Consider the following 18,295-nt stretch of genomic DNA (forward strand, 5'->3'; position numbering starts at 1 on the left):
CGGCCCACCCGCCAGCACGCCGGCCCACCACCGCCCGCGTGTTGCTGCGGTGCGTTCGGGCATGAACCGCAAGTAGTCGGCCTGCTCGCCCATCTGCGTGATGAGCGCGATGCCAACCGTCAATGCCGCACCAAAGAGGCGCAGGTCGAAGCCCGCCGAGCCGCCCTTCTCACCGCTGTAGTGCGTAATCCCGGCAAAGGCGCCCGGATCGCGCACCACGACGAAGCAGAACGGCACGACCAGCATCAGCAGCCAGATCGGCTGGGACCAGAGTTGCAGGCGGCTGATGGCCGATACACCGTGCGTCACCAGAGGGATCACGACCAGCGCGCAGATCAGGTAACCCCACACCGGCGGCACACCCAGCGCGAGCTCCAGCGCATAAGCCATCACCGCCGCTTCGAGCGCAAAAAAGATGAAGGTGAACGACGCATAGATGAGCGACGTGAGCGTCGAGCCGATATAGCCGAAGCCGGCGCCACGGGTCAGCAGGTCCATGTCGACGCCGTAGCGCGCCGCGTACACGCTGATCGGCAAGCCCGCCAGAAAGATGATGAGCCCCGTCACCAGGATGGCCCAGAACGCGTTGGCAAAACCATACTGCACGAGCAGCGTGGCGCCGACCGCCTCCAGGATCAGGAACGAAGCCGCGCCGAAAGCCGTGTTGGCGACCCGCCATTCAGACCACTTGCGAAAGCGCTGCGGCGTGTAGCGCAGCGCGTAGTCTTCGAGCGTTTCGCTCGCGACCCAGCTGTTGTAGTCGCGCCGCACCTTGACGATGCGCTGTGGCGCTTCGTCGGGTCCAGGGGGCGTGGCGGGGTTCGGATTCACATTTTCCCGGTGCAGATTTCATGCCACGGCACAGGCACGCGCAAAGGGCGGCATGACTGTTGCAACGCTTACCCGTTGCTCATAATGCCCTGATCATGGAACTCACTCCGCGCGAAAAAGACAAGTTGCTGATCTTCACTGCCGCCTTGCTGGCCGAAAGGCGGCAGGCACGGGGACTGAAGCTCAACTACCCCGAAGCCATTGCGCTGATTTCTGCCGCCGTCATGGAAGGGGCGCGCGATGGCAAGAGCGTCGCCGAGCTGATGAGCGCCGGCCGCAGCGTGCTGACGCGTGCCGACGTCATGGACGGCATCGCCGAAATGATCCCCGACATCCAGGTCGAAGCGACCTTTCCCGACGGCACGAAGTTGGTGACGGTTCACCAGCCGATCGTTTGAAGCCCGACGACCACAACGACCATCACGAGGATCTCTTTTCATGCGCACCGCTTCTGTATCCACGAGCTTCATCGCCCTGCTCGCACTGCTGCCGCTCGCGGCCAGCGCGCACACCGGCGTCGACGGCGGACTGCACCATGGCCTGGTCAGCGGCTTCATGCACCCGCTGACCGGCGCCGACCATCTTTCGGCGATGGTGGCGGTAGGCCTCTGGAGTGCGCTGTCGGCACGTCGCGCCTGGCCCGATCTGTTGTGGGCGCCGCTCGGCTTCGCGGCGATGCTGCTGGTCGGCGCGCTGATCGGTCTGGCGGGTGTCCAGCTGCCGGCGGTCGAGCCGATGATCGCGGCATCGCTGCTGGTGCTCGGGTTGCTCGTCGTCACGCAGAAGCATCTGCCGCCTGCCGCAGCAGCGGTGCTGGTCGGCGGTTTTGCGATTTTTCATGGCGTCGCGCATGGGCACGAGTTGGCAATCCAGTCCGGCGCGGCGCTGACGCTCGCCGGCATGGTGGCCGCGACGGTGCTGCTGCATCTGTCCGGCATCGCTGTCGGTTGGGCGCTGCGTCGTGGCAATGTCTGGCTGCCGCGTGCAGCAGGTGCCGCGGTGGTGGCACTCGGCGCCGTGCTGCTCGTGCAAGCCGCCTGAACGGAGCCCTCGCATGATCCCCGGCGAACTCTTCACCGACGAAGGCGACCACACGCTCAACCCCGGCCGGCGCACGCTGACGCTGGTGGTACTCAACACTGCCGACCGGCCCATCCAGGTCGGCTCGCACTATCACTTTGCCGAGACCAACGGCGCGCTCGGCTTCGAGCGAGAAGCGGCGCGCGGCATGCGGCTGAACATCGCATCGGGCACTGCGGTTCGCTTCGAGCCGGGCCAGCAGCGCACGGTCGAATTGGTCGACTTTGCCGGCGACCGCGTGGTCTACGGCTTTCGTGGCCTGGTCCAAGGAAAACTCTAGATGGCAACGATCGGACGCCGCGCCTATGCGGAAATCTTCGGCCCCACCGTAGGCGACCGCGTGCGGCTCGCCGACACCGACCTCATCGTCGAAGTCGAGGCCGACTACACCTTGCGCGCCGGTGCCTACGGCGAAGAAGTGAAGTTCGGCGGCGGCAAGACGATCCGCGACGGCATGGCGCAATCGCAGCGCACGCGCGACGGCACAGGCAGTGGCCCGACGGCCGGTGGCGCCGTCGACACGGTGATGACCAACGCGTTGATCCTCGACCACTGGGGCATCGTCAAGGCAGACATCGGACTGAAGGGTGGCCGCATCGTCGCCATCGGCAAGGCCGGCAACCCCGACGTGCAGCCGGGTGTCGACATCGTCATCGGGCCTGGCACTGAAGTCATCAGTTGCGAAGGCAACATCGTGACGGCTGGCGGCATCGACAGCCACATCCATTTCATCGCGCCACAGCAGATCGAAGAGGCGCTGACCTCCGGCGTGACGACCATGCTCGGCGGCGGCACCGGCCCGGCGACCGGCACCTTCGCGACGACCGCGACGCCCGGCCCGTGGCACATCGAACGCATGCTGCAGGCCGCCGACGCGTTCCCGATGAACCTCGGCTTTCTGGGCAAGGGCAACGCCAGCCTGCCGGACGCGCTGCACGAGCAAATCAATGCCGGCGTGATCGGCCTGAAGCTGCATGAAGACTGGGGCACGACGCCTGCCGCTATCAGCAATTGCCTGGACGTGGCCGACGCCACCGACACGCAGGTGGCGATCCATTCCGACACGCTGAACGAATCGGGCTTCGTCGAGAACACCATCGCGGCGGTCGGCGGGCGCGGCATCTGCGCCTTTCATACCGAAGGCGCGGGCGGCGGTCATGCGCCGGACATCCTGCGGGTGGTGGGTGAAGAGAACTTCTTGCCATCGTCGACCAACCCGACGATGCCGTACACGGTCAACACGCTCGACGAGCACGTCGACATGCTGATGGTGTGCCATCACCTCGACCCGGCCATCGCCGAAGATCTGGCCTTCGCCGAGTCGCGTATCCGCAAGGAGACGATCGCAGCCGAAGACATCCTGCACGACCTGGGCGCCATCAGTATGATGAGCAGCGACAGCCAGGCGATGGGCCGTGTCGGCGAAGTCATCATCCGCACCTGGCAGACGGCGCACAAAATGAAGGCGCAGCGCGGCTGGCTGGCACCGACCGGCCAAGGCGAACTGGTCGAGACGCTGCAGCGCAACGACAACTTTCGCGCCAAGCGCTACATCGCCAAGTACACGATCAACCCCGCCATCGCACACGGCATCGCGCACGAAGTGGGCAGCATCGAGGTCGGCAAATGGGCCGACCTGGTGGTGTGGAAGCCGGCATTCTTCGGTGTGAAGCCGTTCACCATCATCAAGGGCGGCACCATCGCCATGGCCGCCATGGGCGACCCCAACGCGTCGATCCCAACGCCGCAACCGGTGCACTACCGGCCGATGTTCGGCGCCTACGGTGGTTCGCTCCACAAGAGCTCGCTCACCTTCGTGTCGCAGGCCGGCTTGGCAGCGGGCATCGGCGAAAAGTACGGTCTGCACAAGACGCTGGTGGCGGTTAAGAATGTGCGCGGCATCCGCAAGAAGCACATGGTCCACAACGGCCTGACGCCGAAGATGGAGATCGATCCGCAGACCTACGCGGTGCGTGCCGACGGCCAGTTACTGGTGTGCGAACCGGCGACTTCGTTGCCGCTGACGCAGCGGTACTTTTTGTTCTAACGCGTCTGATCTCGCCTAGCGTTGAACACGCTATTCCCTCCTCAATTTTTTTGCCCCCATGCTGACCGCCAACAAACTGATGCCGCAGGGCAAGGGCCTCGCGCCCGTGCTGCTCAAGCGTGCCGCCACCATCGAACTCGACTGGGACGTTCGCCAAAAGAGCCGCTTCGACACCGTCGATTCGCAAGGCCGGCAGGTCGGCATCTTCTTGCCACGCGGCACTGCCGTACGCGGGGGCGACGTGCTGGTGGCCGAAGACGGCTCGCTGATCCGGGTGATTGCGTCGCCGCAACCGGTGCTTGTCATCACCCATTGCACGGAGCACGGCACGCCCTTCGATCTGACACGCGCGGCCTACCACCTGGGCAATCGTCACGTGCCCATAGAGCTCAAGCCCGACCACCTCAAGATCGAGCCCGACCATGTGCTGGCCGCCATGCTGCGCTCGATGCACCTGATCGTGCGCGAGGCGGAAGAGGCCTTCGAGCCGGAGGGCGGCGCGTATGGCGCGCATGCGTCCGGCGACCATGGTCATGCGCACGGGACTCAATCTCATGCGGCCACCGGCAAGGCGCTCGTCGGCCCGGTGCTCCACCCCGACGCCTATGCACAGCCGCAAGACAATGGCCATCCGCACAGCCATGAGCAAGGTCATGACCACGGCCACGATCACGATGGTCCGCACCACGCGCACTGACCTGCATGCCTGACCCTGCCGCGCCTGTGGGCGCCCTGCCGGCGTCCAGCCTGCTCCAGCTCATCTGGCTGGCCTCGCCGGCGCTGCCCATCGGCGGCTTCTCGTACTCCGAAGGCATCGAGGCCGGCGTCGAATGGGCAGGCCTTGCAACGGAAGCGGCAGCCTCCGACTGGCTGGTCGATCAGCTGCATCTGACCCTGGCACGCGGCGACCTGTCGATCGTCGCCCAAGCCATCGACGCCTGGCGCACGCAAGACGCCGAGCGCCTCGCCCGCCTCAACGCCTGGGTGCTGCAGACCCGCGAGACCGCCGAGTTCCGCTTGCAGACCGAGCAGATGGGCCGCTCGTTCGTCGAATGGCTGAAGCTGCATCACGACGACGTGCTGGCCTCGTTCGACAAGATGCCGGTGACCTACCCGATCGCATTCGCTTTTGCCGCATCGCGCACGGGAGCCACCGTGCGCGATGGCTGCCTCGCCTTTGCGTTTGGCTGGGCAGAGAACATGACAGGCGCCGCGGTCAAGTGCGTGCCGCTCGGCCAGAGCGCCGGCCAACGCATGCTGGGCCGGCTGGCTGCTGAAATTCCGCATGCGGTCGACCACGCCATCGCACTCGGCGACGACGATCGTCAGGCCTTCTCTCCCATGCTCGCCGTGCTTTCCGCGCGGCATGAAGCCCAGTATTCACGCCTCTTTCGAAGCTAAGGTCCACACCATGTCCTCCGCCCTGCACCACATCCCCAACCGCACCAAGAAACTGCCGCCGCTGCGCGTGGGCATCGGCGGTCCGGTCGGCTCGGGTAAGACGACGCTGCTCGAAATGCTGTGCAAGGCGATGCGCGACAAGTACGACCTGATCGCCATCACCAACGACATCTACACCAAGGAAGACCAGCGCATCCTGACGGTCGCCGGTGCGCTGCCAGCCGAACGCATCATGGGTGTCGAAACCGGCGGCTGCCCGCACACTGCCATCCGGGAAGACGCGTCGATCAACCTCGAAGCCATCGACCGCATGCTGGGCGAGTTTCCGAACGCGGACGTGGTGTTCGTCGAGAGCGGCGGCGACAACCTGGCCGCCACCTTCAGCCCCGAGCTGAGCGACCTGACGATCTACGTCATCGACGTTGCCGCAGGCGAAAAGATCCCGCGCAAGGGCGGTCCCGGCATCACCAAGAGCGACCTCTTCATCATCAACAAGACCGACCTGGCGCCCTACGTCGGCGCCAGTCTGGAAGTGATGGAAGCCGACACCAAACGCATGCGCAAGCAGCGGCCGTACGTCATGACCAATCTCAAAACCAAGACCGGGCTGGCCGAGGTGGTCGCGTTCATCGAGGAGCGGGGCATGCTGGCCGAAGCCTGAGCAGAGGAGAGCGGCGCGCCAGCGCGCACCGCGACTTCGACCACGGGTTTTCCCGGAGTCGGAGTGCAGTTGGGAAGTCGCGCAGCCATTTCACGGCTGTCGCAGCCTCTGGTTTGAATCCAATGTGAACTTGTTCACGTAGAGCTTTGGCTAGCGTGAATTCGACCGGGAAATTCGGCCGGATCAAGCAGCACCGGGCCTCTCAAACCAAACCAACTTTCGAGGTGAAGTGATGAAATTGACAAGACTTCCAGTTCAGGCCTGCGCGCTGGCGTTGTGCGCCATCGCCGCGGGCGGCGCGCTCGCATCGAGCCACCGCGAGGCGCCGTCGATTGCCGGGTCGCCCAAGCTCGACGGCACCGACTTCTACATGTTCCGCAGCTACGACCCAGCCCGTACGGCCTACACGACGCTGATCGCCGACTACCAGCCCGACCAGAGCCCGTACGGCGGACCCAACTACTTCAATATGGACCCGAACGGCCTGTACGAGATCCATATCGACAACGTCGGCGATGGCAAGGAACACATCACTTTCCAGTTCCGGTTCCAGAACACGTTGCGTGACATCGCCCTTCCCATTAACGGCGTGAAGACCTCGATCCCACTGGTGCAAGCCGGCGGCATCACCGGCCCGAACCAGCCGACCAGCAATCTCCGCGAGACCTACACGGTGAACGTGGTGCGTGGCCCGCGTCGGGGTAGCCTGGGTGACCCGGTCAAGAAGCTCGACGGCACCACCGTGTTCGACAAGCCGACCGACAACATCGGCGAGAAAACATTCGGCGTGGCGCCGGGTTATGCCAACTACGCAGCCCAGCACGTGTACGACGTCACCATCCCCGGATGTGATGCGCCGGGCAAGGTCTTCGTGGGTCAGCGAAAAGATCCCTTCGTCGTCGCACTCGGTCCGATTTTCGACCTGATCAATCTCGCACCGCTGGGCTCCGTCAACGTACCGAATTCCGATTCGCTGGCCGGCAAGAACATCACGTCGCTCGAAATGGAAGTGCCCACCTCCTGCCTGACCACTGCCGGCAGCACCATCATCGGCGGCTGGACGACGTCGAGCGCACGCCAGGGACGACTTGTCGCCAGCCCGCCGAAAAGCGGCCACGGCACCACCTACCTTAACGGCGGCGCATGGACCCAGGTGTCGCGACTCGGCATGCCGCTCGTCAACGAACTCGTGATCGGGCTGAAGGACAAGGATCGCTTCAACAATTCGCAACCGAGTGACGACAAGCAGTTTCTGCCGTACGTGACAAACCCCGCGTTGCCAGCGCTGATCGAAACCTTGTTCCCCTCCGCCAAGGCTCCGACCAACTTCCCCCGGACCGACTTGATCGCTACATTCCTGACAGGTATCGACGGGCTCAACAAACCAGCCAACGTCGTGCCGTCGGAAATGCTGCGTCTGGAAACGAAGATCGCGCCGACCCCGATGGCGAACCAGAGCAACCTCGGCGTAGCCGGTGGCGACCTCGCGGGCTTCCCGAACGGACGCCGGCCGGGTGACGACGTGGTGGACATCGAGTTGCGCGTGGCCATGGGTGCACTCTGCGTGTTGACCACCGATACCGACAAGTTCAAGCTTGGCTGCAAGCCATCGGACGCACCGGCCGGTGGCCTGCCATTTACCGACGGCGCACTGCAAACGCCCGCCGCGTTCCCTGCCGTGTTCCCATACCTCAACACGCCGCTGCCAGGCGCCGTGACCCAGCAGCAGCCGTAAGGAGTTAGCACCATGAAGAACAAGCTTCTGAAACTGGGCGTCGCGCTCGCTGCGGCACTCGTGCTCACGGCCTGCGGCGGTGGGGGTGGCGGAGGTGGCTATGTGCCGATCGGGACAGCACCGCCGGCGCAGAACCCTCCGCCGCAGACCACGCAGCCCCCCATGATGGCGGATGCCTACGACAGCTTCATTTCGTATGTAAAACAGCTCGTGGCCGGTACCTCGGAGACCGACCCACCGGCCGACGTGTCGAAGTTCGACCCGCCGCCGACATCGGAAACCAAAGACCCGGTCTCTACGCAATAGAGAAGGCCCAGTGGTCGCGTTCGCATGATCCGATACGGTGCCGCCGCAGCCTCGCTGCTCGCGGCGGTACTCTCGGTCTTCGTCGCCAGCGGCACGGCACATGCCGTGCCGCGGGTGCCGACGAGCGACAACGAGATCGTCGAGTCGCTTCCTTCTGTGGCAGGCTGGTCACGCGAGGAGCGCCGTCTCCGTCGCGAACTGGTCCAACGGCCGCGCGACGAGGGCACTGCCCTCGAAGCCGCCAAAACTTATCTCGATCTCGCGCGTTCGCAAGGCGACGCGCGCTACGCCGGCTACGCCATGGGCGTGCTGCAGGCATGGCAACCACTCACGGCGACCACGCCCAACCGCATCCTGGTGATGCATGCGACGGTCGCCCAATTTCTTCATGACTTCGATGGCTCGGAGCGCACGCTCAAGCTCGCGCTCGCTGCCGACCCGTCTAACGCCCAGGGCTGGCTCACGCTGGCGACCATCCTCCGAGTGCGCGGCCGCTATGCCGATTCGGATGCGGCATGCCGCTCACTGGTCAAGCTGCGACAGAACCTCTATGCCGTGGCGTGCCTGGCCGAGAACGCGGGCCTGCGTGGCGACCATCGCGGCGCGCAGGAGTCGTTGCAAAGCCTGCTCGACAGTCCGCCGCTGAAAGATCCGCGCCAGAACGCGACGCGGCAATGGCTCCTGACGACAGTGGCAGAAATCAATGAACTGGCAGGCCGTGCGCCCGCTGCCGATACCGCCTACCGCCAAGCACTGGGCGCCGAGCGCGCAGGCTACGACGTGCTGGCCTACAGCGACTTTCTGCTGAGCCAGAACCGACCGACCGAGGTCTTGCCCCTGCTCAAGTCCGAGCCGCGCAGCGACGCCGTGCTGTTGCGCATCGTCATGGCCACGCAACGGCTCGGCGAACAAAAGAAGTTGAGCGCCGCGCAACGCGCAACGGCGCAGAGCGACGTGGACGAGCTGGCCGCGCGCTTCGATGCGGCGGCGCTCCGGCCCGGCAGCACGGTGCTGCATGCGAGAGAGCACGCGATGTTCGCGCTCGACGTACAAAAGGATGCGCACCGCGCGCTCGAGCTCGCGCGGCTCAACGTGCAGTTGCAGCGCGAGCCGATCGACCTGCTTGTGTTCGCACGAGCCGCCGCCACGGCCAACGACGATGCGGCGCGTGCAGAAGTCAAGGCGTTGATGCAGCAGATCGGGCTGCGCGATGCGCGGGTCGATGCGGTCTTGTGATGAGGCGTGCCTTTGTCGTTCGCGTCCTTGCTGTGCTGGCGATCGGCATCGTGTTCATCCTTCCCGCGCAAGCCCACAAGGCCAGCGACGCCTACCTGCAGTTGAGCCGTGCCGGCGACCATTTGAACTTGCGCTGGGACATCTCGCTGCGCGATCTCGACGCCATGCTCGACATCGATAAAGACGGCGACCAGAAGCTGAGCTGGGGCGAAGTCAAGGCACGCATGGACGACATTCGTGCCTATGCGCTGGCGCACCTGCAATTGCAGCAAGGGCGCTGCGTGTTGAACGAAGCGCAGCCGCCCGCCATCGAAAGCCGCGTCGACGGCACCTACCTCGTGCTGCAGCTTCAGTCGCAGTGCGCTGCGGGCGATCGCCTCGATGTCGACTACCGGTTATTCAAAGAAGTCGACCCGACGCACCGCGGCTTGTTGCGCGTCGACATGGGCAGCGCTGCGGCTCCAGCGCTGCGGTCGCTCGATCCGGTGGGCGGAGCAGTTGCTGTGGCGCTGCCGCACGATGCGACGACTGCGTCACCCTCACCGCAATCCTCCGGCGACACCAGCTTTCTCCTCGACGGCATCCATCACATTCTGATCGGCTACGACCACATCCTGTTCCTGATCTGCCTGCTGCTGCCCGCCGTGCTGGTGCGCACGCGCGAGGGCTGGCGGCCGGTGGCGCGGTGGCAGCAGGCGGTGTGGCCGATGTTGGCGACCGTCACGATGTTCACCCTTGGCCACTCGATCACGCTGGCGCTGGCGGGGCTCAAGATCGTGTCGCTTTCACCGCGCCTCATCGAGCCGGCCATCGCGCTCACCATCATCGTGGCGGCGGTCGACAACATCGTGCCATTGCTGCGCGGGCGCCGTCGCATCTTCACTTTTCTGTTCGGCCTGATTCACGGCTTCGGCTTTGCGAACGTGCTGGCCGAGCTCGACTTGCCAGTCGCGAGCTTCGTGTCGGCATTGCTGAGATTCAACCTCGGCGTAGAGGCCGGCCAGTTGATCATCGTGACCATTGCGCTGACGGTCTTGCTGGCACTGCGGTCTTGGCGACGCTACCCGCCAGTCGTGTTGCGCGGCGGTTCGGTCTTTGCGGTGATCGTTGCCGCGCTGTGGTTTGTCGAGCGGGTCTTCGACCTGAAGATCCTGCCGGTCTAGCAGCTCTGATTGGAGCAGGCAGCTTGCCGACCACTTGCTCATCAACGCCGAGTGGTCGCCGTTGCCCGGGCGGCGACTGTAGCCTGGGAAGTCAGGGGTCGAAGCGGCGCGAGCGACCGCGCGCCCACATGGATCGAGCTCTACTGGCCGGCGAGCTGAACGCTCAGACCTACTAAGTTTTTTTCGATGGGCTTTTCGAGGCGTCCTTAGGGAAGTCCAGCACGTCCATCGCTTCCTTCAGGCTTTGCGCCGCACCCGCCAAGTCGTCCCACGGCTTGTTGCCGACGTCGAGGCGGCTGTGAATGTTCGCAAGCTTCCACTGGTCGCCACCGGTGACGTGGTCGATCTCGTCCCAGCCGATTGGCACCGACACGCCAAGGCCCGGCCGGGAGCGCAGCGTCCATGCACACGCCGTCGTGGCGCCGAACCCGTTGCGCAGGTAGTCGACGAAGATCTTGCCGACGCGATTGCGTGGCCCGCTCTTGGCAACGAACATCTGTGGCAGGGTGCTCGCCAGATGCTGGACGATGGCTTGCGAAAAGTCCTTCACGGTGTCCCAGTCGAGTTGCTTGCGAATGGGCACCACGACATGCAGGCCCTTGCCGCCGCTGGTTTTCACGAAAGACCTCAGCTCCAGTTCTTCCAGCAGCACGCGGACCAGCTTGGTAGCTTCCTGGATGGTCGCCCAGCTAACGCCCTCGCCGGGGTCGAGGTCGAAGGTCATGCGGTCGGGCTTGCCGATGGATGTCTTCACCGCATTCCACGTGTGGAACTCGATCACGTTCATTTGCGCTGCCGACAGCAGGCCTTGCATGGTCGGTATTTCGAGGTAGCGGCCGTGGTCGGGGTCGAGCGCGGGGTCGAGCTCACGCACGCCGGGCAGTTTGCATTTGTCCAGGTGCTTTTGAAAAAACAAACTGCCGGCGATGCCATCCGGCGCACGCAGCAAGGACACCGGGCGGTTCTTTAAGTGGGGCAGCATCAACGGCGCAATCAACGCGTAGTAGCGAACGATGTCGATCTTGGCGGCGCCGGTGCTGGCGTCCACTACGCGATCCGGGCTGGACACCTTTAAACCCGCGGGCAACGAGGTCGATGTCTTCCCCGACATCGACGCATTTTGAACATGCACCGGTTTCTCCCGCACGATGGCTGTCGGCGGCTTGTCCGTTCTCAGCCCATGGAACACAGAATGGCGCACGCTGCCTGTCGTCGTCCATTCGCCGAAAGAGACTTCTGCGATGAGTTTGGGCTCGACCCAATGGGCCTTGCGATCGATCGCAGTCTTCGCAGAGAACGGGCTCTTTTCGGCCGCGAGCGCATCGAGTTGCTTCCGCAATTGCGCCAGCGATTGCGCGTTGAAGCCGGTGCCGACGTTGCCTGCATAGCGCAGTGCACCCTTGTCGTCGTGAACACCCAGCAAGAGCGACCCGAGACCAGCGCGCGATCCCTGCGGATCGGTCCAACCACCGATGACGAACTCCTGCCGCTGGGTGCATTTGAGCTTGATCCAGTCCGGCGAACGGCTGGCGCGATAGATGGAATCCTTGCGCTTGCCGATGACGCCTTCAAGGCCGAGCTTGCATGCGGACAACGTGATGTCGCGGCCCGACGCGTCGAACTCGTCGCTGAAGCAGATCGCATCGGAATCGATGCCGTCGACCAGCGACTTGAGGATGCCACGCCGGTTTTCCAACGCCACTTCGCGCAGGTCCTGTCCGCCGCAGAACGGCAGATCGAAAACGAAGTACACGATGTCTTTGGTGCGTGCCTTGTCGAAGGCGTTCTGCAGCGCCTGGAAGTCCGGCACGCCCGCACTGCCATGGACGACGATCTCACCGTCTAGCCAGCACGGTGGCAACCCGGCCTTGCGCAACGCTTGGGCCAAGTGCTCGAGCTTGTGCGTCCAATCGTGGCCGTTTCGGGTGAAGAGATTGACGTTGGCGCCGTCGACGCGTGCCAGCAAACGGTAACCGTCGAACTTGATCTCGTACAGCCAGTTGGCAGGGTCGGACGGTGGCGCGTCGACCAGGGTGGCGAGCTGCGGCTTGAGCGCGGGCGGCAGCTTGGCGCGCTTGATCCCTGGAATGCCGATGGGCTCGATTGGTGAGTTATCCGCCTTACGGGTCTTCATCGTGCGTTCGCCTCCATCCGGTGCTGGCAACTTCGCGACGCTATCGGGCAGCTCATCGACCACGCTGTACTCGGTGGCGGAGCGCTCGTATGCGTCGTGCTCCTTGATGAGCAGCCAGGGCGGTTGCTTGTCGGCGTCCCTGCCCTTCATGCGCACGAGGGTCCAATGCCCATGCAGCTTGTGGCCATGCACCTCGAACTTGAGCTTGCCGGTGCGATAGCCCTCGCGCGCGTCGCCGATCGGCGCCCAGGTGCCTTTGTCCCAGATGATGACCTTGCCGGCGCCGTACTGCTTATCCGGGATCTGCCCTTCGAAGCTGTTGTACGCGATGGGATGGTCTTCAACCTGCACTGCCATGCGCTTGTCCGCCGGGTCGAAGCTCGGACCCTTGGGCACAGCCCAGCTTTTCATGGTGCCGTCGAGCTCGAGGCGCAAGTCATAGTGCAGGCGCGTCGCCCAATGCTTCTGGATGACGAACTGCAGACCGCGCTTCGACTCTGCACGACTCTCGCCGCCGTCCTGCGGCTCCGGCGTGATCGAGAAGTTCCGCTTGGCTTTGTAAGGCCCGAGTGCATCGTGTTTCGCCATGGCGATGCAGCCTAAGCCCGAGTCCCCTTCATGCACTGTAGGACGGCGCAGCGTCGCTGCATGAGGTCAGGTTACAAGCCCGAGCCTTTGCCGGCGCGCAAGCTCTGCGCCGTGATGCGGCCGAGTTCTTCGGGACAGCCGGTTGGCGAAGAGTGTCGTGCTGCTCCGCGGCGGGGCAGCACTCTACCGCCGAGCACCTTGATTCGGGCCCGGTTCGGGAAGTCGACGCTCAGTGCTTGATCAGCAACTTGAGAACGTAGACGATGACCGCGCAGATCAGGATGGCGGCAACGATGCGCCCCCACGGCAGGCCGCCGTGCGACCGCGCCTGCACGAAATCCGCCCGGCTCAAAGGCGTGAACTTGCTGTGGTCCGGCTTGTCTCGCGCCCAATCATGGAAGTTGTCGCGTTCGGTGTTCATGTAAGCCATTGTATTTACACCTTGAAGCAGTGGTAACTCCATTCAGGGGCAAAAACATGCCTCTCGTCACCTGCTGCCAAGGGCGACTCAGCGTGCGCCGGTCGCGTACTTCGCTTCCAGCGCATCCAGCGCCGGCTTGCCTACCAGCCGCTGCCGCTCCGCGAACGACACGACCAGGGCAGGGTCCTCGTCGATGCACCCCGTCTCACGCAGCACTGTCAGCGCTTTCTGCATGCCAGCGACGGCGCCCTGCAACGCCGCGTTGGCATAGAGCACCAGGCCGTAGCCCAGCCCGGCCAGTTCGTTGGCGCTGAAGATCGGCGTCTTGCCGCCGATCACCATGTTCATCAACTGCGGCCGCGCCAACCGCTGCGGCAGCGCGCGAATCTCGTCGACCGTGGTCACGGCTTCGACGAACAGGATGTCGGCACCCGCTTCGCTGAACTTCTGCGCGCGTTCGAGTGCCGCCTCGAAGCCCTGAGTAGCGCAGGCATCGGTGCGCGCGAGGATGAGCAGGTCAGGGTCGGTGCGGGCGTCTACCGCGGCCTTGATCTTGGCGACGGCTTCGGCGGTGCTGATGACATCCTTGCCGGAGAAGTGGCCGCAGCGCTTGGGCGAGACCTGGTCTTCGAACTGGATGCAATCGGCGCCGGCACGTTCGAGCACGCGCACCGTGTGCCGCACGTTCAGCGCGTTGCCGAATCCGGTGTCGGCATCGACGATCAGCGGCAGGCTGACCGCGTCGCGGATTCGTGCCGTATGGTCTGCAATCTCGTGCAGGCCCATGAAGCCCTGGTCGGGCAGGGCGAACCACATGTTGGTGACGCCGGCGCCGGTGATGTAGATGGCCTCGAAACCCAGGTCCTCGATGACGCGGGCGGAGAGGGCGTTGAAGGCACCTGGCACCAGCACGCCGCGGCGCGCCTCGGCCAGCGCGCGAAGGGTTTTGCGTGGGCTGCTTGACATGAGGTGGAGGGTAACTCCCCTCAATCCTCAATCCTCAATCCTCCGCACTCGGTGCTCGCGCGACCAAGCAGCTGTGCGCCTCGCTGTAGTTTCCCGAGAGCCGGCCCCATCCGTTTGAACAGATTCCGAATCTTTTCAAGTGGATCCTGCGGGGTCAGGCTGCCCTGGCCGATAGCGGTGACGGCGAGTCAAAGAGTGCCCGGCAGCTGTATCAGTTGTCGGATATTGGCGCAAAACTTGAAAAAATGCAGCACTTCAGGCGCGAGCAACGACCGCTCCGTTGGTGGGATCAACCTGCTCGAACGGCACGGCGCCAGTGGCCTGATCGGCCTCCGGCGGGCTGCCGGCCTCGATGAAAAGGCGCTTGATCATCGGGTAGCGCGCTCGCACCTCGCGCTGTAGCGTCGAGATGGTGGCGGCCGCCTGGTCGGTGGCGGTGCCGTCGTCGAAGTCGAGATCGATGGTCACCAGCGCGTCATCGGGCCCGATGTACATCGACAGTATTTCCCCGACGCCGTTGACGCCCGGATGCGCCAGCGCCAAAGCACGAATCTCGCGCGCGGTTTCCGGGCGAATGCCCTCACCTATGAGCAACCCGCGCGACTCGCGAATGAGCAACACCGCCACGCCCACCAATAGCACCCCGATGACCACCGACGCCGCGCCGTCGAGCGCCGGCATCTCGAGCCGGTGACTGGCGTAGATGCCGACGGCCGCGACCAGCAGACCGGCCAGTGCCGCCGAATCTTCCGCCATTACCGTGTAGGTCGTCGGGTCCTTGCTGCGGTGGAGCGCTGTCCAAAACGGCTGCCCGTGGGTCTGGCCAATGAACTGCTTCAGTGCGATGGTGAAGCTCGTGCCTTCGAAGACGAAGGCGGCGGCCAGCACGATGTAGTTCCACATCGGATCGCGCATCGGCTCGGGATTGCGAATGTGCTGGATGCCTTCATAGAAAGACACGCCGCCGCCCAGACCGAAGATCAGTACCGCCACGATCAGGCTCCAAAAATAGAGCTCCTTGCCATGCCCGAAAGGGTGCTCCGGCGTTGCGGGCCGCTGGCTCAGCCTAAGGCCGACCAGCAGCAAGATGCCGTTGAAAGTATCGACCGCCGAATGGATGCCCTCCGACAGCATGGCCGAGCTGCCCGTAACGCCCGCGACGACGAACTTGGTGACGGCGATCGCCACGTTGGCGCCGATCGCGCCATAGATTGCAGTTTTGGATTCGGCCATGCGTGCATGTTGACGGAACCCGGTCGATCAGCGTGTGGGACTGTCGAGCATCAAGATGAACCAGCGCAATCCCTGCGTGTCCCAGATCTGCCGCCGTGCGGAATCGCGCGCGTACCGATGGCGTCTTTCACGCCGTCATTGTCTCCAGAACGCGAACACCGAGGTTCTTTTTTTGAGGGTTTTCCCTAGGTTTTCCGGTTCAAAATTCAGCCCATGGACAGCAATCGACACCACTTCCGGACCCGTCGAGTCATCCAGAACACCTAAGGAAATTGAAATGAACACCTCGAAGATCCTCGCTGCCGCTGCACTCACACTCTTCGCCGCCGCTGGCGCGCAAGCAGAAACCTATGACGGCGTGCACGCGCTGACGCATGAAGCAAACCGCACGCAGGTGCAGGCTCAGGCCGTTGTCGCCGCACACAGCGAAAACCCATACGCTGAAGGCGCCGACTCGGGTGTGCTGACGATCGCGTCGTCGACCGACCGCAGTGGTATCCGTGCGCAAGCCGTCGCTGCAGCGCACAGCCCTAATCCATACGCTGATGGCTACGGACAAGGCGTCTTGACGCTGGCCGGCAGCACGCTCGACCGTGCCACCGTGCGCGCACAAGCTCGCGCTGCGGCACGCGGCATCAACTCGGCTTCGCTGTAAAAGCCGGTGCGCGCCGGGACATAATCCTGGCGCGCAATTTGCATCCGGCAGAGCGCAGAGTAGAAGCGTTCAGCCCTGGGCGAGTTTTCGCATTTTTCGCACTCGCGGCAGGAAATTGCTCTTTCAAGTTCGTATCCCCACACGCAACCCGAAGGACTTTTCATGCTGGTCACCCAACAACCCGTTTTTCGCAAGTTCTGGCATGCCGTCATGCCGCTGACCGAACTTGCCAACGGCCCCAGACCTTTCAAGCTGCTCGGCGAAGACATCGTGCTCTTCATGGATGCCGACGGAGAGCCGGCCGCGCTGCGCGACCGTTGCTGCCACCGCACCGCGAAGCTGTCCAAAGGCTGGTGCGTCGATGCCGAAGGCAAAGCCTGCGGCCAGGGCGCGATTCAGTGCGGCTACCACGGCTGGACCTACGACCGCAGCGGCCAGGTCGTTCGGATTCCCCAATACGAAGCAGACCGCGCGATCTCGCCCGACTACAAAACGCCGGCCTACCACTGCACCGCTCGCTACGGCTTCGCCTGGGTGGCGCTCGAAGACCCGATCGCCGACATTCCGGCGATTCCCGAATTCGACGACCCGGGCTATCGCACGATCTTCCAGTTCTACGAAACCTGGAACACCAGCCCGATGCGCGCGCTCGAAAATTCGTTCGACAACTCGCACTTCAGTTTCGTGCATCGCGGCACTTTCGGCGTGGCCGCCAGCCCGAAGCCGAGCAAGTACAACCTGGTCGAGAACGACAACGGGTTCTATGCCGAGACGGTGATCGAAGCGGTCAACCCGGAGAAGTTTCACGCCATCAGCGGCGTGACCGAGCCGATCACGACGCGACACATGCGCAACGCCTACTTCTTGCCCTTCTCGCGCCGGCTCGACATCGAGTATCCAGCGCCAACCGACGGGGACGGACAGCCCGTCAAGCCGGGCAAGCGACACATCATCATCAACTGCTTCACGCCGATCGACGACGGCCGCATGCAGCTGTGCCAATGGCTCTTTCGCAACGACACCGAAGCCGACTGCGCCGCGCAGATGCTGACGGCCTTCGATGAAGAGATCACGCGCGAAGACAAGGACATCCTCGAATCGACCGACCCCGATGCGCTGGTCGACACGCGCCGGCGCGGCGTCGAATATTCGATGGATTCCGACCGGCCCGGCATGTTGATACGAAAGCATCTGATGCAATTGCTGTCCAAGCATGGCGAGGCCGAAGTCCACCGCGCCATGAAGGTCGTCACGCTACGGCAGGCCGCCTGATCAGACGGCTTTGTCGTCCTCATCACTGCTGCCCTCGAGCATGTCGCGCAGCATTGCAAGCGCCGCTTCCGCCGTGGGCGCCATGACGGTGGAGCGTGTCAGCATCAGGTTCATGCGCTGGCCCAGGCCTTCGACCAGCACGCCGCTTTGGGTCTCGCGCAGATTGCCGTCCGAACCTGGCGTGGTCGGGATGACCGCGGCCACGCGGCTGGCGTAGGTGCCTTCGGGCACGCCGTACGTGACCACCGGCTTCTGCAGGGCAGCGGCAAAGCCGACTTCGAAAGCCGTGCCCGAATCCGGCTCGACACCTCGAAAGCTCATCAAGTTGGCGATCACGCCATCGGCCTCTTGCATGAGCGCCACGTTGCCGTCGTAGATGCGCTGCGCCAGTTCATCGTCGGTTCCAACGAATCCTTCGGAGATCCCGCCATCGGACGGCACCAGGCCGACCATACCGAGTCGTTCGCAATGGGCCAGCAAGCTCTGGAAAATCTGCTTGCTGTCGGGAAAGAAAACGTCGGGTCCGGCGAGGTAGACGCGAGGACCGCTGGCTCTGGCTTTCATTT

Annotated in this window: 19 protein-coding genes; 13 read left to right on the plus strand and 6 right to left on the minus strand. The window is 64.1% G+C overall.

Annotated features, from left to right (window positions below):
• On the minus strand, positions 1–846 hold an 846-nt coding region (locus QN413_RS17705; protein WP_416352202.1), incomplete at its 3' end, for a purine-cytosine permease family protein.
• Between the two features lie 80 nt (positions 847–926).
• On the opposite strand from QN413_RS17705, the gene QN413_RS17710 reads away from it, so the two are divergent.
• The 11 genes from QN413_RS17710 to QN413_RS17760 all read left to right on the plus strand — a co-directional run bounded on the left by QN413_RS17710 (position 927) and on the right by QN413_RS17760 (position 10,460).
• On the plus strand, positions 927–1,229 hold the full coding sequence (locus QN413_RS17710; RefSeq protein ID WP_068631962.1) for an urease subunit gamma: 303 nt from the start codon (positions 927–929) through the stop codon (positions 1,227–1,229).
• A gap of 40 nt (positions 1,230–1,269) precedes the next feature.
• The gene (locus QN413_RS17715; RefSeq protein WP_323497885.1) at positions 1,270–1,872 is read left to right on the plus strand and encodes a HupE/UreJ family protein; all 603 of its coding nucleotides are present in this window, start codon (positions 1,270–1,272) and stop codon (positions 1,870–1,872) included.
• Between the two features lie 13 nt (positions 1,873–1,885).
• Positions 1,886–2,191 (plus strand): urease subunit beta, encoded by a 306-nt coding sequence (locus QN413_RS17720; protein ID WP_323497886.1) that lies wholly within the window; start codon positions 1,886–1,888, stop codon positions 2,189–2,191.
• Positions 2,192–3,958, plus strand: coding sequence for an urease subunit alpha (gene ureC / locus QN413_RS17725; RefSeq protein ID WP_323497887.1), 1,767 nt, complete (start codon positions 2,192–2,194; stop codon positions 3,956–3,958).
• A gap of 58 nt (positions 3,959–4,016) precedes the next feature.
• On the plus strand, positions 4,017–4,655 hold the full coding sequence (gene ureE / locus QN413_RS17730) for an urease accessory protein UreE (RefSeq protein WP_323497888.1): 639 nt from the start codon (positions 4,017–4,019) through the stop codon (positions 4,653–4,655).
• Positions 4,656–4,660: 5 nt separating this feature from the next.
• Entirely contained in the window at positions 4,661–5,359 is a 699-nt protein-coding gene (locus QN413_RS17735; RefSeq protein WP_323497889.1) for an urease accessory protein UreF, read from the plus strand.
• 10 nt (positions 5,360–5,369) lie between these two features.
• The gene (ureG, locus tag QN413_RS17740; protein WP_187052887.1) at positions 5,370–6,020 is read left to right on the plus strand and encodes an urease accessory protein UreG; all 651 of its coding nucleotides are present in this window, start codon (positions 5,370–5,372) and stop codon (positions 6,018–6,020) included.
• Positions 6,021–6,252: 232 nt separating this feature from the next.
• Entirely contained in the window at positions 6,253–7,755 is a 1,503-nt protein-coding gene (locus QN413_RS17745; RefSeq protein WP_323497890.1) for a DUF4331 domain-containing protein, read from the plus strand.
• A gap of 12 nt (positions 7,756–7,767) precedes the next feature.
• Positions 7,768–8,061 (plus strand): hypothetical protein, encoded by a 294-nt coding sequence (locus QN413_RS17750; protein WP_323497891.1) that lies wholly within the window; start codon positions 7,768–7,770, stop codon positions 8,059–8,061.
• A 24-nt stretch (positions 8,062–8,085) separates the two neighbouring features.
• Positions 8,086–9,297, plus strand: coding sequence for a hypothetical protein (locus QN413_RS17755; protein WP_323497892.1), 1,212 nt, complete (start codon positions 8,086–8,088; stop codon positions 9,295–9,297).
• A complete protein-coding gene (locus QN413_RS17760) occupies positions 9,297–10,460 on the plus strand; it encodes a HupE/UreJ family protein (RefSeq protein ID WP_323497893.1) in 1,164 nt (387 codons plus the stop codon). Before QN413_RS17755 ends, QN413_RS17760 begins: the two co-directional genes overlap by 1 nt.
• A gap of 172 nt (positions 10,461–10,632) precedes the next feature.
• Here QN413_RS17760 and ligD read toward each other — a convergent pair whose 3' ends face one another.
• From ligD to QN413_RS17780, 4 genes are all read right to left on the minus strand, one after another.
• The gene (ligD, locus tag QN413_RS17765; protein WP_323497894.1) at positions 10,633–13,182 is read right to left on the minus strand and encodes a DNA ligase D; all 2,550 of its coding nucleotides are present in this window, start codon (positions 13,180–13,182) and stop codon (positions 10,633–10,635) included.
• 229 nt (positions 13,183–13,411) lie between these two features.
• Entirely contained in the window at positions 13,412–13,603 is a 192-nt protein-coding gene (locus QN413_RS17770) for a hypothetical protein (RefSeq protein ID WP_323497895.1), read from the minus strand.
• An 87-nt stretch (positions 13,604–13,690) separates the two neighbouring features.
• Positions 13,691–14,569 carry an oxaloacetate decarboxylase gene (locus QN413_RS17775; RefSeq protein ID WP_323497896.1) on the minus strand — a complete coding sequence of 293 codons (879 nt, stop codon included), beginning with the start codon at positions 14,567–14,569 and terminating at the stop codon, positions 13,691–13,693.
• A 255-nt stretch (positions 14,570–14,824) separates the two neighbouring features.
• Positions 14,825–15,802: a cation diffusion facilitator family transporter gene (locus tag QN413_RS17780; protein ID WP_323497897.1), complete on the minus strand. Its 978-nt coding sequence runs from the start codon at positions 15,800–15,802 to the stop codon at positions 14,825–14,827.
• 277 nt (positions 15,803–16,079) lie between these two features.
• Between QN413_RS17780 and QN413_RS17785 the strand changes: the two genes are divergently transcribed.
• Both QN413_RS17785 and QN413_RS17790 read left to right on the plus strand, forming a co-directional pair.
• Positions 16,080–16,457 carry a helicase SNF2 gene (locus QN413_RS17785; RefSeq protein ID WP_323497898.1) on the plus strand — a complete coding sequence of 126 codons (378 nt, stop codon included), beginning with the start codon at positions 16,080–16,082 and terminating at the stop codon, positions 16,455–16,457.
• Between the two features lie 162 nt (positions 16,458–16,619).
• The gene (locus QN413_RS17790) at positions 16,620–17,729 is read left to right on the plus strand and encodes an aromatic ring-hydroxylating dioxygenase subunit alpha (protein WP_323497900.1); all 1,110 of its coding nucleotides are present in this window, start codon (positions 16,620–16,622) and stop codon (positions 17,727–17,729) included.
• Here the strand turns inward: QN413_RS17790 and QN413_RS17795 are convergent, their stop codons facing one another.
• Positions 17,730–18,293: a nucleoside 2-deoxyribosyltransferase gene (locus tag QN413_RS17795; protein WP_323497901.1), complete on the minus strand. Its 564-nt coding sequence runs from the start codon at positions 18,291–18,293 to the stop codon at positions 17,730–17,732. It lies immediately after the preceding gene.
• Between the last annotated feature and the right edge of the window lie 2 nt (positions 18,294–18,295).

Source organism: Variovorax sp. LG9.2, from assembly GCF_035018885.1.
Taxonomy (GTDB): Bacteria; Pseudomonadota; Gammaproteobacteria; order Burkholderiales; family Burkholderiaceae_C; genus Variovorax.